This window comes from Syntrophorhabdaceae bacterium, from assembly GCA_036504895.1.
Lineage (GTDB): Bacteria > Desulfobacterota > Syntrophorhabdia > Syntrophorhabdales > Syntrophorhabdaceae > PNOM01.
Genome location: DASXUJ010000095.1, coordinates 34,494 through 49,093, shown reverse-complemented (window position 1 = coordinate 49,093; position 14,600 = coordinate 34,494). Strand labels below are relative to the sequence as shown.

Below are 14,600 nucleotides of genomic sequence, written 5' to 3'. Positions count from 1 at the left end.
TCAGTTCCTCCCCCGGTTCTTGCCTTCACCTTTGTCAGGGCTCGTCGCTTCCGTTTTAGCCGGTGCGGGTGCCGGTGCTCCTTTGGCGTTCGGAACATAAGGTTTAACGGCAACGGTCGCGCCCGGACCAAGGGTGAGTCCGCCGTCGACGACGATCCTGTCGCCGGTACGAAGCCCTTCATTAACGAACACGTCGTTCCCAACCCAGTCACCGACCACTATGGGTCGGGGTTCGGCCTTCTCTTCTTTAGAGACCACCCAGACGAAGTGCCCTTTCGCCCCTTGCTGGACCGCCCTTTGAGGCACTACAACCGCGTTTGGGCGGATCGCGCCGAGGATGCGTGCCCTGACAAACTGTCCCGGCCGGAGCCGGTCATCGGGATTCGGGATCGTGCTTCGGATGAGGAAGGTGCCCGTTTGGGGGTTAAATTCAGCGTCGGCAAAGGTGATGGTGCCTTTCTTCGGAAATATGGTACCGTCGGCGAGCACGACCTCCACGATGAATGCCTGGTCTTTGGGCAGACGCAGAAGACCGCTTTTCTGCTCGCCCCGGTACTTGAGCAGATCGTTCTCCGAGAGGCTGAAGTTCACCCACATCGGGTCGGTCTGGGCCACGTAGGTAAGAAGGCTGTTCGCCTGATTCACGTAAGCGCCGCCCTGAACCCGCGCATAACTTGAAAGCCCGGTTACAGGAGTGCTGATCGTGGTGTAGCTCAGATTAAGCCTTGCCTGCTCCACCTCCGCGCCTGCCGTTTCCACTGCCGCCGCCGAAGACTGCTCCTGACCCGTGGCATCATCGAGGTCTTTTTGGGACAGGGCATCCTGCTCGGTAAGGGGCTTGACCCGTGCGAGGTTCGCCCGGGCGGTTGTCAATCGGGCGCGCTGCTGGGCGAGCACGCCTCGCGCGGCATCGAGCTGCGCCTGGAATGGCTTGGCGTCCATGGTGAACATAACCGTTCCGGCCTTCACCAGGGTCCCTTCCTTGTAGAGCCGCTTTTCCAGAAATCCGTTTACCCGCGCCCTGATCTCCACCTGGTGGGAACTCTGCGTCTGTCCCACGAACTCGAGGGTGACGGGTGTGTCCCTGGGCGAGATGGTCATCACCGTTACCGGGGCCGGAGGGCGTGCCTGGGATTTGGTCTCTTTCTTGCAACCCCCCGCAATGGTCGCAGCCATAAGTGCAATGATCAGGCCGAGCAAAGGTATCCTCACAAAAAGACGCAGCCCTGATAGATTTAATCGGCCCATAAGATTACCTCCTTGCGAAATAAAAACAAAATCGCCTCCCGGGCTTTTTTAACTTTTTTTAAGGTCTACAATCTCCATCTTGTGATTCCCTTCCGGATGCAGGCGCGAAGGCCCCTCGATCACGATCACCATATCTCCTTCGATGGTCTGGCTTCTTGTCCAGGATCTCGCGTAGTCACTCCAATCCTCGATGTCGCCCGGCTCGTGGATGGGGAAAATGCCGTAGGAGAAATTGAGGGCGCTGCACACGGGTTCCGCGCGGGATGCTGCGGCGATCCATACGGGCAGCCTGAACCTCCCGATCCTGCGCGCCGTAGCACCCGTATGAGTGGGTATGAAAATTGCGGCAACAGGCATTCTCTCGACAATACTCTGCATGGAGACAGAAATAAGATCGCCCTTATCCGCCTCTTTGCCCAACCCAATCGCCCTCAGGGCCTCCCGCATACTGAGGCCGGAACGGGAAGGCTCGGTTTCCCGGGCAATCCGGCCGAGCATTTCCACCGCTTCGACAGGATATTTACCCATGGCGGATTCTTCGGAAAGCATGACGCAATCGGTCCCGTCAAGAATGGCGTTTGCCACGTCCGTGGCCTCGGCCCGCGTGGGACGGCGATTGTCCGTCATAGACTCGAGCATCTGGGTCGCGGTAATGACCGGCTTCCCCACTATATTAGCCTGCCGCGTAAGTTGTTTCTGCACCATGGCGATACGCTCGATGGGGATCTCGACGCCGAGGTCCCCCCGGGCAATCATGATCCCGTCCGCGACTTCCAGGATTTCGTCGATACGCTCAAGAGCGCGGGTACGCTCTATCTTTGCAATAATGAAGGGTATGCGGCCCGATTCCTTCGCCGCCTCTCGGACCGCGAGAATATCATCCCGCGACTCCACGAAGGACTGGCTGATTGCATCGACCCCGCTCTCTATGGCAAACTTGAGGCACTCCCGGTCCCGATCCGTAAATGCGCTGATGCCGAGGTCGATGCCGGGAAGGTTGAGACCTTTCCTGGATCTCAGCTCGCCCCCCACGAGAACCTTGCAATGAACGTCCGCCCCCTGAACTTCTTGAACCTCGAGCTGGATAAGTCCGTCGTTGAGAAAAAGAGTGTTCCCCGGCTTTACCACGGCGGGTAGCTTTTTGAATGTCACGGATGCCAGGGATTCATTGCCTGTCACGTCCCTGGCGGTAAGGGTGAAGGTCCCCTCCTGCGGAAGGTAGACCGGCTCGTTTTCAATCTGACCGATCCGCATCTTCGGTCCGGGCATGTCCGCCATAATGGTGATATTCCTGCCCGCCCCTTTCGCAGCGAAGCGGAGTCTCTCGATGGTCTGCCTGTGGCTTTCGAACTCTCCGTGAGAGAAGTTGAGGCGGGCCACGTTCATGCCCGCCCGGATCATCCGCTCAAGCATCTCCGGAGAACCGGACGCCGGTCCGATGGTACATACGATCTTTGTTTTATTGCGAGGAAGATTCATTATTTCCCATCCTTTCTTATACGCGCCTCGTTCATCGCACCGGGCACGATTTAACGTTCCAGATATGGGCCGCATATTCTGCGATGGTACGGTCACTCGAGAACTTTCCCGAACCGGCCACGTTGAGTATCGCTTTTCGCGCCCAGCCATTCCGGTCTTCATACAACTCACACATGCGCTCGTCTGCGTCCAGATAGGCTCCCAGGTCGGCAAGATGCATATATCGGTCCCCCCAGGGCAGCAGTACGTCGATCAAGGGGGTAAAGATACCCGGATCATGACGGCTGAAGTGGCCCGAGGCGATCAAGTCGATGGCCGCACGGGTCTCCGGTTCATTCTCATAGTGCCAGTAAGGGTTGTACCAATCCCGGCTTCCGGTTACCTGCTCCGCGGTGAGGCCGAAAAGAAAGAAATTCTCCTCCCCTGCCTCTTCAGCCATCTCGATCGTGGCGCCGTCCCTGGTGCCAATGGTAAGGGCCCCATTCATCATGAATTTCATGTTGCTCGTGCCGCTGGCTTCGTAGCCTGCGGTTGATATCTGATTGGAGACGTCGCAGGCGGGGATGAGCCGCTCTGCCAATGAGACGGAGTAGTCCGGGAGGAAAAGGACCTTGAGCCGGCCGGCCGCTGCCGGGTCGCCGTCAATGGTCTCCGCGAGATTGTTGATGAACTTTATGACGAGCTTGGCGAGGTGGTAAGCGGGGGCCGCCTTGCCTGCGAAGAAGAAGGTACGGGGGGCCATCTCGATTTTCCGATTCTCCCTCAGGCGGTTGTAGAGGACAATAATACGGAGCGCGTTCAGCAGTTGCCGTTTGTACTCGTGAATGCGCTTCACCTGGCAATCGAAGATGGTGTCGGGGTCCGCAATCCTGCCGCTCGTCGCCGTGAGCCAGTCGACGAAGGCCGACTTCTGATCACGTTTGGCTTGGAGAAAGGCGTTTCGGAAGTTCAGATCGTCGGCGAGGGGTTTCAGTTTAGCCAGCTCACTGAGATCGGTGATCCAGTCGGCACCGATGGCCTTCGTGATCGCTGCCGAAAGAAAAGGGTTCGCGAGGAGCAGCCACCGCCTGGGCGTGACGCCGTTGGTCTTGTTACTGAATCGTTCCGGGAATATCTCGGCCAGGTCTTTCACCGTCCGGGTGCGCAGGAGTTGAGAATGAATTGCGGCAACGCCGTTGGTGCTGTGGGTGCCTACGATGGCGAGGTTGGCCATGCGGACTTCTTTTTCCGGCCCCTCCTCGATGATGCTCGCGCCCCGCACGCGGTCTTCCCGGCCCGGAAAACGGCTCCGGACCTTGTCAAGGAAACGCCGGTTGATCTCCAGAATGATTTCGAGGAGGCGGGGCTGCACTATTTCGAACCACACAAGCGGCCACTTCTCGAGGGCCTCGGGTAGTAACGTGTGGTTCGTGTAGGCCAGGGTCCGCCTGGTAATGTCCCACCCTTCGTCCCATCCCAGGTGAGCTTCATCCAGGAGGATTCGCATCAATTCGGGCACTGCCAATGCGGGATGGGTGTCGTTAAGCTGGATGGCAGCCTTCTCGGGCAGGGCGCTCCAGTCTGCGTTACCCGCCCGAAAACGTCTCAGGAGGTCCTGGAGCGAGCATGCCACGAGAAAATATTCCTGCACAAACCGCAGCCCTTTCCCCATACTTGTGGTATCGTCGGGGTAAAGTACCCGGGTAAGAGATTCGCTTGCGAGCGTCTGGGCCAGGGCCCCCACGAAATCTCCGCCACTGAACGCCTGGAAATCAAAAAAATCGGGAGCCGCAGCCGCCCAGAGCCGCAGGGTATTGATCGTCTTTCCCCCATAGCCCACCACGGGGCGGTCAAAGGGGATGCCGAGCAGGGTGGATGCACGTCCCGGAACTGCCCGCAGGCTTCCCCTGTGCAATTCAAAGAAGGTGTTGAGCCTTATTTCCACGGTCTCTTCCGGACGGGCAACTTCCCACGGGTCCGGGCGACGGAGCCAATTGTCGGGATATTCCTCCTGCCAGCCGTCCCTGATCGCCTGCGTGAATATGCCGTACTCATAACGGAGGCCGTAACCCATGCCGGGAAGCTCCATTGTCGCCATGGAATCGAGAAAACATGCGGCAAGTCGCCCCAGTCCTCCGTTTCCGAGACCCGCATCCGGTTCCTGCGCAACCAGGTCATTCCAGTCGAGCTTCTTCTCGGCTGCGAATTCCCTGACATAGGGCATGAGCAGCAGGTTCGTCAGGTTATTCTCAAAGGCCCGGCCCATGAGAAACTCCATGGACATGTAGTAGATCCTTTTCGGGTTTTCGCGCCTATAAGTCTCCTCCGTGCGTATCCAACGCTGGGAGAGGATATCGCGAACCGAGCGGGCCGCCGCCTCAAAACGCTCCCGTATTCCCACCGATGACGGGTCGACCACGTTATCAAAGATAAGGTGGCGTTCGTACAACCCGTCTTTTGCCGTGAACTGAACGGGCCCGCATCCATACCCAGCCATCAGTCTCTCCAGATCTTCAGGCCCGGTCGGGACCGAAGACGGGTTCCCGGCACTCCTTTCGCTTTTGTTCGCACTTCTTCTTTTATTCTCCATGTCGTATCCTTTCAAAATCGGGTTCCCCCCATGGCGGGGGGTTGAATCACTTTCCCTCCTTCACCGCAAGGCTGAGCGATACGAGCCTCGCAATGAAGACGGCCGGATAAAGCTGTCCGACGAGTCCCTCAATCATTACAAAGGAGCGGGCGATGGGGGCAACAGGGGTGATATCGCCGAAACCCATGGTGGTCAGAGCAACCACACTGAAATAGAGGAAATCTTCCGTGCCTTCCACGCTGAACCGGCTGAACTCGTGACTCGCGTCAAAGGCTCCCGGTATGAGGTAGTTGATCATGGCATATACTTTACCGAAGAGGCCGGCGATCATGAGGTGCGCGGCAATGGCCCCCAGGATCCGATGCTTCGTTATCGGACCGGCCTGGTACACCATTTTAAGAGTGATTACGAGCACTCCGGCCAGCCCAAGGGTCGAAAATGTGAAGTCCCATCCAACCAGGTCCTGGACACCGAAGAGAAATCTCGCAAAGTGGGTAACCGCGCCCAGGACCACGAAGGCGGAAAAGGGGATCATGAATAGCTTCCCGGGGGCCATCGACAGAAGTCCAGCCAGGAGAAATGTCGACAGGGCCAGGTCGGCGGCAAGCCTGACGAGCATGCCCTTTCCCGCTGCGGGAACAAAAATGAAGAAATGAACGATCAGAATCGCGAGAAGGGCGCTGAGGCTGTGCTCTTTCGTCCAGAACCAGATCGGATTTCGCATCATCTAAAACCATGTCTCCCGATAACTGTTTCCCATCCCGGTCACAGAATGAAGTCGGTGGAAAGAAAGCCCGAGCGCCGCTCCGTAACGATCGATTTGATGATCTTTCTGTTTTCATCGGTTTGTTTGGCGGCAACAAGGGTCCTGATAGTGAAGACCCTCAGTGCGTCTGAAACGGAGAGGGTACCCTCTGCCGAGTCCTTTCTCCCGGTAAAAGGGAATGTGTCGGGAAATCGCTGGCACTGGCTGTTGATGTTGACCCTGCATACCTGGTTGACCAGAGGATCTATGAGCTGTGCCATAAGCTCCGGGTCTGTCCCGAAGAGGCTCACCTGTTGTCCGTAAGGGGACTGAATGATATACTGCATGGGCTCTTCGATATCCCGGAATTTCGAAATAGGAACAACCGGGCCGAATTGTTCTTCCGAGTACAACCTCATGCCGGCCGTGACCGGGTATACCACCGCGGGGGACATATAGGTCCCCACCACCACACCGCCGCCCGGATTAACCACCCGGGCGCCCCTGGCGCACGCGTCCTCAATCAATTCCCCAAGGTATTTGGTCTTATCCGGCTCCGGCAGCGGCGTAATCCGGACTCCTCCTTCCCATGGCATGCCCGCCTTGAGCCTACCCACCTCTGTGTTGAATTTTGCGATAAAGGGGTCGATGATATCTTCATGAACGAAAAGTATCTTGAGCGCCGTACACCGCTGGCCGTTAAAAGACAAGGCCCCCAGGACGCATTCCTCCACCGCGTGATCGAGGTCCGCATCTTTGAGGACTATTCCCGCATTCTTGGCCTCGAGTCCGAGCACGCAGCGAAGCCGGTGGGGTTTCGGGTGTTGCTTCCTTAGGATGTCTGCTGCCTGACTGGTCCCTATGAACGCAAGCACATCTATTCTCCCCGATCTCATCAGGGGGCCCAGGACCTCATGGCCCTCCCCGTACACGGTGTTGATCACCCCTTTAGGGAAGGAGTCCCGGAATGCCTCCAGAAGCGGCCGGTGAAGGAGCACCCCCATTTTAGGCGGTTTAAAGATGACCACATTGCCCATGATAAGTGCGGGGATCAGGGTCGTGAAAGTTTCATTGAGGGGATAGTTGAAAGGCCCGACGCAAAGGACCACCCCGAGGGGCGCGCGGCGGATCTGCCCGATGATGCCCTGTTCGATGACAAACCGCGAGGACACACGGTCCAGGTTTTTCAAGGCATCGATCGTTTCGCTGATGTAGTCTATGGTCCGGTCGAACTCCTTCTGGGAATCGGGCAGGGTCTTTCCGATCTCCCACATGAGCAGCTTTACCACATCCTCCCGCCTTTCCTTCATCCGGTACGCAAATTCTTCCAGGTGCTTTACCCGTTCCTCGGTGGACATGGTCGGCCATATCCCGCGTCCGTGGTCGTATGCCCGGCAGGCCGCGTCAAGAGCCTCCAGGGCCTCCTCCTCGTGGAGCAAGGGGTAGCTCCCGATCCGCTTCCGCTGAAGGGAGTCGCCCATAGCTTCGCAAAGGGGTGACAGCACGTCCTGTCGAGGGCCCCCCCATTCTTTTATTACGCCGTCACAGAGGTATTGGCGCTGCTCCAGGGGGGAAGTAATACGAAAAGGCTCCGGTATTTTCTCATCTTCGGGGATTATTGTTCCAAAAGCTCGATCTGTCATTTCTCATCTCCTTCTGTCCGTCAAAATACGAAGGGTCCCATACCCGCGGACCCGTCGTATTTTGCCGTTATTTACACAGGTCCCTCGGCTGTCCGGTCGATGCGATAACGCTGCTCCAGAGCATTCCCTCGGGATCTATCTTTTTACGGTGCGATACGGCAAGAGATATGGGGATATGGGTGAACTGATGACTCCAGAAACTCACCACCATATTGGTCCGGCCGCTCATCCCTGCATGTACCGCGTTGTGTCCGAAGAGGAGGCAAAAAGCAGAGTCATGGGGGTTAGCGGGCGTGCTTCTTATGGTGTAGCTCGGGTCAATATATTTAAGGTTTATCTCCATACCTTCCTGCTGAAAGTATTTCTTGACGGCATCCCTGAGAAAAATGCCGATATCACCGTATTTGACGTTTCCTGATGCGTCGCGTTCCCCCGATTTTTCCATCAGGTCCTGACCTGCCCCTTCCGCGACTACGATCACCGCGTGACCCCTGCGGTCAAGCCGCGCTTTCAACTCCCTAAGGAATCCATCCAGGGTGAAGGGCACTTCAGGGACCAGGCAGTAGTTCACGTTGTTGTCGACGAGGGCCGAAAACGCGGTAATGAAGCCGGAATCGCGACCCATCAGCTTCACCAGTCCGATACCATTCACCGCTGCCTCCGCTTCATTGTGGGCAGCGTATGTGGCCCGCCGGGCCTCGGTAACCGCCGTCTCGAACCCGAAGGTGTTCTGGATATAGGATATATCGTTATCGATCGTCTTCGGAATGCCGATGACGCTGATGGCGAGTCCCCGTCGTGCCGCCTCCTCACCGATCTTCCCGGCCCCGCGGAGGGTTCCGTCCCCGCCGATTGCAAAAAGGATACCTATTTTGAGGTCCTCGAGGGTCCTCACCATCTCCGCAGGATCTTGGGGTCCCCGGGACGAGCCCAGGATTGTCCCGCCCATCTGGTGGATTTGTGCGACCGTCTGAGGGGTCAGTTCAAGTGGGGCATGACCGTACCTTTGCACCAGGCCCTCGTACCCGAAACGGAAACCGTACACCTTGCTGACGCCGTAGTGGTAGTACAGGCTTAAGACGACCGCCCGTATTACATCGTTAAGGCCGGGACATATTCCGCCGCAGGTCACGATCCCGCACGCCAGCCGGGAAGGCTCAAAATAAATATGCTCTCTCGGCCCGGCCGCCTCAATCGCCGGAGGGTTTGTCCGGGCGTCGATCCATGCCCGGATGTCGGCAAGGCGTGTATGGTAGAGCACTCGTTCATCGTCCCGGGTAAAGTGTGCACCCTTCATCGGCGAGGGAACGGTGCCTTCGCCAAGCCGGCTTATGGTAAAATCAAGATCAGCGCCTACCATAGATCCTCCCCTATCTTCACTAAAAATCACTTCGCCATCGTCATGCCCGTACCCCTGAGTTGGGTTACCGCCTCACTGACCCGTTTCGCCATTGCCGCTTCCGCGAGGGTCATATAGATGCGGGGGTCGTAGACTTTTTTGTTCCCCACTTCGCCGTCTACCTTGAGGGCACCGCTGTAGTTCCTGAACAGGTGATCGGTGATGGCGCGGGTAAAGGCGTACTGCGTGTCCGTATCTATATTCATCTTCACCACACCGTAGTCGATTGCCTCGTGAATCTCCTCTGCGGATGATCCCGAGCCCCCGTGAAATACGAGGTGGAAACGGGCCTGCTCGCCATACTGCTTCACTACCGCCTCCTGACAATCCCTCAGAATGGAAGGCCTCAGTTGAACGTGACCGGGTGCATAGACGCCGTGGACGTTTCCGAAGGTTGCCGCGAGGAGATAGCGGGCGCCGCCGATGGCGTTCAGACGCCGTGCGACTTCAAGGGTGTCCTCCGGGGTCGTATAGAGCTTCGCGGCAGCGCTCGCCTTCATGCCGTCTTCCTCCCCCCCGACCGCCCCTGTCTCGATTTCGAGGATCAGGTCGCTCTTGACGCATCGTTCGAGCAACTTCTCTGCAATGTCGAGGTTTTCCTTAAGGGGAAGAGTACTCCCGTCGAACATGTGACTGTTGAAGAGGTTCGGTTTACCCTCCCTGCGCCGCCTCTCGGTTTCCTCCAGCAGGGGCATGACGAACTTCTCCAGGTTCTCCGCCGTGCAATGGTCCGTGTGGAGCGCGACGTACACGGGGTATCTATCCGCAACGCGGTGGATGTGCTCGGCGATGGAGATCGCGCCGAGGGCCATATCCTTGACGGAAGAGCCCGATGCAAACGCGGCGCCTCCCGTGGTTACCTGGATGATGCCGTCACTCCTGCTTTCGGCAAGGCCCCGCAGCACCGCGTTGGCAGTGGTGAGGGATGTCACGTTGATGGCGGGATAGGCAAAACGGTTGTTCCTTGCTCTGTCGAGCATCTCGCAATAAATCTTATAATCTGCTACCGGCATTTTGTCCTCCTTCCTTTTTACAGTTAACGTCACCCGGGCCTAGCCCGAAGGATCGGGTGACGGGCACTTCTAACCCTGTCTGGCGACCATATATTGAAGAAGGTCGACCAGTCGATTTGAATAGCCCCATTCGTTGTCATACCAGGCGATGATCTTGAACGCGTTCTGCTCGCCCTTGAAATTATTCCGAAGGGTAGTGAGGGAGTCGTAGATGGATGAGCTTCTCGAATGAATCAAGTCTGACGATACAATCTCTTCGTCTGAATATTCCAATATGCCTTTGAGATAGGTTTCTGAAGCCTTCTTCATCAAGGAGTCGATCTCCTCAATAGTGCTCGTCCTGTTGGACCTGAATGTGAAGTCGATGACCGAGACATCCGGAGTGGGAACCCGGAACGCCATGCCTACAAGCTTACCCTTTACCTCCGGGATCACCTCGTGGAGGGCCTTTGCCGCTCCGGTGCTCGAGGGGATGATGTTCACGGCCGCAGCCCTGCCTTCTCTCCAGGTCTTTCTCGAGGGGCCGTCCACTACCTTTTGAGTGGCAGTGTAGGAGTGGATAGTGGTCATGCCGCCCTTGTCGATGCCGATACCCTCTTTGAGGATTACATGAACGACGGGGGCGAGGCCGTTGGTGGTGCAGGAAGCGTTGGAGACAATGTGGTGTTTCGCAGGGTCGTATTCCCCTTCATTGACGCCCATGACGAATGTCTTTACATCCCCCTTTGCGGGTGCAGTGATAATCACCTTCCCGGCCCCCGCATTGAGGTGCAGGGCGGCCTTTTCCGCAGCCGTATAGAGGCCGGTGGACTCAATCACGTATTCAACGCCCAGGTCTTTCCACGGAAGAAGATCGGGCGTCTTGGCAGCGGCCACGCATTTGATCTTATGCCCGTCAACCATGAGGATATCGTCCGCTTCAACCGAGGGGACGCTCTTTTCCGAAGACAGACTCTTCGGGAAACGGCCGTGAACCGAGTCATATTTCAACTGATAGGCGAAATATTTCGCGTCGGTGCCCACGTCCACGACAGCGACAACATCGATCTCCCGCCCCACAAGACCCTGCTCCGCCATTGCGGCAAGAACCAGCCTTCCGATCCTTCCAAACCCGTTAATTGCGATCTTTACAGCCATAGCAACCTCCTAAATTTCGTCAATTGACTTCAAAAACCGTCGTTCTGTGATCCGGCTACGCGGCTGTCCGGTCCCCGGTGAACCTGGTGTAAAGGCGGGCGAGCGGTGCCGCGGTTATCCCGTGAAGAAAAATGCTCAACATAATAGTGAGGATAACGACCGACAGAATACGTTCGTAACCCTTCACGCCCAGCTCATTGACTACTACGAGAAGATAAAGGACCGAGGCAATGCCTCTCGGGCCGAACCAGCCGATAAAGAGGACAGGGAATCGCTTCAGCTTTGTCCCCGTGAGGGCCACCGCTACCGGAACCATGCGGATAATGGTGAGGCTCAAAAAGGCATAGAGCCACGCCCTGCCATCCCAGTACTTTATTGCCTGGGGGACTGCGGCCAAGCCGAAGATGAGAAAAATAAGAAGGGCAAGCTGCTGGCCTTCTGCTTCTCCAAACTCCTCCATCCGCTCACATACCTCCTGCGTATGCCCTCCCAGCATAAGCCCTCCGAAAAATGCGGCGATAAAGCCGTTTCCGTGAAATTGCTCGGCCAGGGCAAAGGCGAGGATCGCGAGGGAATACCCGGCCAACCGCTGGAACGTCGTATCCATCCATCCGGCCTTTGATGCCTTATCCACCAGCGTGCCGCCGACCCAACCCACAAGGCCGCCTAAAACGGGGCCGAAGATGAACTGCATCAGGACGAATTCCGTCCAGTACAGTGCACCCGTATGCTCAGGCGTCTCAACGGACAGGGCTGCGATGCAGGCCAGGATAGGGGGCAGGGCTATGCCGTCATTCAATCCGCTCTCCACGTTGATTGCTTCCCTTATGTTCTTCGGGACAAACGGGCTTTTCACCACCGGCTGGCCCAAAGCCGCGTCCGTGGGAGAAAGGATAAACGCCATAAGGGCCACTGACCACAAACCCAGGTCTTTGAATAGGGGCACAGCCAACAGCACACCGAGAACCATCGTGAGGGGGAGCCCGACAAAAAGTAACCGGAAGGGCAGGCTCTTTGAGGAAACGAGGCTTTTTACTTCTATGAGTGACGCATCGGTGAAAAGGACGAGCACAAGGGTCACTTCGGCAAACACGCGCACCGGGGTCGATTTCATTCCCAGTTCCATGAAATCGAAGCCCAGGGGACTCGCAAGTATTCCGACGGAAACGAACACCATCGCCGCCGATACAGGGGAGCGTTCCGTCAAGCGGGAAAAAAACCCGTATGCGAGAGTGAGGAGAGCCGCGAAAATAAAGATCGGATACTCCCGCATTATGTGGCGCCCCCCTCTCCTTCCTTTATCCATGTCACGAGAAGTGTATACGTGACTGCAAGGACCACGGGGCCGATGAATATGCCGATTATACCGAGTGCCATAATGCCTCCCAGGACTCCGGCAAAGATAAGAAGGAGCGGCAGGTCGGCGCCTTTCCTGATAAGCACGGGACGCAGGAAATTGTCGATGGTGCCCACAAACACCGTCCAGACACACATGAAGATCCCCCAGGCCGTGTGGTCACTCCAAAAAAGCCAGATCGTCGAGGGGATGAGCACAAGGGCGGGCCCCAGCTGGGCGAGGCAGAGCATGGACATGATTACCGTCAGCAAGACCGGGACCGGCACACCCGATACCACGAGACCGATGCCGCCGAGGGTGGACTGGACTATCGCGGTCACGACCACCCCGAGAGCCACACTCCTGACCGACCGGGCCGCAAGAACCGCCGCCTCCTCACCGCGGGGCCCCGCGAGCCTACGCGCGAAACGAAGCACGCCCCTGGCGGCACTATCTCCGGTACAATAGAGAATCCCTGAGATAATCAAGGTCAGAAGGATCTCGAAAGACATCTTTCCCAGATTTCCTGCCTGGTTAAAGAACCAGGTCACTATCTTTCCGGCATGTGGCGCCACCCTTGCGGAGAGCCCTGCGGTCCCGGCCGCTGCAATCTCCCGCCATACCTCCGAAAGCCTGTGCCCCACGACCGGCAGGCTCGCCAGTCGGCTGGGCGGCTGGGGTATGACGAAGGTGCTTACGGACTTTGTCCAATCCCCGATCCTATCCAAATTTCCCACTACAATACTGACGGCCGCCAATAAGGGCAGCAAGAAGATAAGCGCCAACATCGCAGTCATGGCGACGGCAGCGAGTCCGCGCCTGCCCCATAGGAGCTTCTCCAGCTGTAGAAGGACCGGCCAGGTCGCTACCACCACCATGCCGGCCCACACAGTCGGCACCAGGAAAGGGTTCACGATCCAAAAGACCGCGAGGATAAGGGCTCCAATCCAGAGCACCGCCAGGGTGGTGCCTGTAATGTCCCGGGATGTTGCGGCTGGTGTCATATTCACGGTCTCGGAAAGGAGATCATTTTATGGTACGGGTTTCATCCATAAACACTTTCACCCTTTCCGCCCAGAATTTGAAGGCCTCTTCAGTGGAGCCCCATTTGCTGAACCTCTCGGTGAATCCCGCGCTCCTGTCGTCTGCTGCAAGGGCGATCACGTCATTGGTCATGGAGTCGAGGACCATAACCTCCGCACTGGTGGCGCCCGAACCCGTCCAGGAGCCGACCGTTCCCCTTTTCACGAGGCTCACGGCCAATCCCACAGGGACAACGGACGTGACGCCGCTCAGCACCGGCCTGCTCTGTTTGATACGGGTGATCGCGAAACGGAGTCTCGCCACATCGGGGCCCGGTTCGGCGACTATGGGGTAGGCATCTTTCATGGTGTCGACGAAGACCTGGTTGAACTTGTCCGCCATCTCCTTCATGAACTGGGGGTCTATGCCCTTATAGTCCGAGTCGTCGGCAAAGTAGAATACGACGCTGTCGATCATCAGTTTCTTATACTTGGAAAAGTCCACGCCTGGTTTCAGCCACCGCATCTTCGCTCCGCCCTCAGGTCCCGGCTGCAGATACTTGTAGTCGTCTCCGAGAAATCCGGAATATTTCGGTTCAGCTCCGTAACCTGCGGAGACTAAAAGAGCAAACCCCATCACCACTGCCAATGTAATCTGTACTGTTCTTTTCATATATCCTCCAGTTCTATTTATTACCTGCTCGTCTGTCCTTCTGTTTGCCGCGGTGCTCCTCGCGTTTGTTCTCATTCATCGTTTAAGGGAAGGGGTGGTTGACGGTCAATCTGTTGTTCAGGCAGGCTACCGCCATCCGGCAAGTCTTCTTCTCCATATTCACTACCGATTTTGTGGGGCCCTTCCCCATCTCCGTTTCCGATTGTGCCTTTCTCCAAGCTTCGCGAGACACCATTCTCAGGTTACCCATCCAGGACCTTTTTTCCGGCCCTTCACTCAATATATCTTCCGTGCAGGTCTTCACCCCCCCGCCCGGATTTATTGCCTTTCAGTAAC

Annotated in this window: 12 protein-coding genes; 1 reads left to right on the top strand and 11 read right to left on the bottom strand. The window is 57.1% G+C overall.

Features of this window, described 5'->3' with window-relative positions; all coding sequences use genetic code 11:
* From VGJ94_13725 to VGJ94_13675, 11 genes are all read right to left on the bottom strand, one after another.
* Complete coding sequence (locus VGJ94_13725) at positions 1 to 1,248, bottom strand: efflux RND transporter periplasmic adaptor subunit (protein ID HEY3277673.1); 1,248 nt, start codon at positions 1,246 to 1,248, stop codon at positions 1 to 3.
* Between the two features lie 48 nt (positions 1,249 to 1,296).
* The gene (gene pyk / locus VGJ94_13720) at positions 1,297 to 2,727 is read right to left on the bottom strand and encodes a pyruvate kinase (GenBank protein HEY3277672.1); all 1,431 of its coding nucleotides are present in this window, start codon (positions 2,725 to 2,727) and stop codon (positions 1,297 to 1,299) included.
* 31 nt (positions 2,728 to 2,758) lie between these two features.
* Positions 2,759 to 5,203: a glycogen/starch/alpha-glucan phosphorylase gene (locus VGJ94_13715; GenBank protein ID HEY3277671.1), complete on the bottom strand. Its 2,445-nt coding sequence runs from the start codon at positions 5,201 to 5,203 to the stop codon at positions 2,759 to 2,761.
* Between the two features lie 139 nt (positions 5,204 to 5,342).
* Positions 5,343 to 6,023, bottom strand: a complete 681-nt coding sequence (locus tag VGJ94_13710; protein ID HEY3277670.1) for a potassium channel family protein — start codon at positions 6,021 to 6,023, stop codon at positions 5,343 to 5,345.
* A 38-nt stretch (positions 6,024 to 6,061) separates the two neighbouring features.
* Complete coding sequence (locus VGJ94_13705; GenBank protein ID HEY3277669.1) at positions 6,062 to 7,684, bottom strand: NADP-dependent glyceraldehyde-3-phosphate dehydrogenase; 1,623 nt, start codon at positions 7,682 to 7,684, stop codon at positions 6,062 to 6,064.
* A 67-nt stretch (positions 7,685 to 7,751) separates the two neighbouring features.
* Entirely contained in the window at positions 7,752 to 9,044 is a 1,293-nt protein-coding gene (locus tag VGJ94_13700) for an ATP-dependent 6-phosphofructokinase (protein ID HEY3277668.1), read from the bottom strand.
* 26 nt (positions 9,045 to 9,070) lie between these two features.
* Positions 9,071 to 10,096, bottom strand: a complete 1,026-nt coding sequence (gene fbaA / locus VGJ94_13695) for a class II fructose-bisphosphate aldolase (GenBank protein ID HEY3277667.1) — start codon at positions 10,094 to 10,096, stop codon at positions 9,071 to 9,073.
* 69 nt (positions 10,097 to 10,165) lie between these two features.
* Complete coding sequence (gene gap, locus VGJ94_13690; GenBank protein ID HEY3277666.1) at positions 10,166 to 11,233, bottom strand: type I glyceraldehyde-3-phosphate dehydrogenase; 1,068 nt, start codon at positions 11,231 to 11,233, stop codon at positions 10,166 to 10,168.
* A gap of 55 nt (positions 11,234 to 11,288) precedes the next feature.
* Positions 11,289 to 12,506, bottom strand: a complete 1,218-nt coding sequence (locus tag VGJ94_13685) for a cation:proton antiporter (GenBank protein ID HEY3277665.1) — start codon at positions 12,504 to 12,506, stop codon at positions 11,289 to 11,291.
* Positions 12,506 to 13,573 carry an AI-2E family transporter YdiK gene (ydiK, locus tag VGJ94_13680; protein ID HEY3277664.1) on the bottom strand — a complete coding sequence of 356 codons (1,068 nt, stop codon included), beginning with the start codon at positions 13,571 to 13,573 and terminating at the stop codon, positions 12,506 to 12,508. Before ydiK ends, VGJ94_13685 begins: the two co-directional genes overlap by 1 nt.
* Before the next feature lie 22 nt (positions 13,574 to 13,595).
* Positions 13,596 to 14,264 carry a DUF3313 domain-containing protein gene (locus tag VGJ94_13675; protein HEY3277663.1) on the bottom strand — a complete coding sequence of 223 codons (669 nt, stop codon included), beginning with the start codon at positions 14,262 to 14,264 and terminating at the stop codon, positions 13,596 to 13,598.
* A gap of 98 nt (positions 14,265 to 14,362) precedes the next feature.
* On the opposite strand from VGJ94_13675, the gene VGJ94_13670 reads away from it, so the two are divergent.
* Entirely contained in the window at positions 14,363 to 14,599 is a 237-nt protein-coding gene (locus tag VGJ94_13670; protein HEY3277662.1) for a hypothetical protein, read from the top strand.
* Position 14,600: the final 1 nt, after the last annotated feature.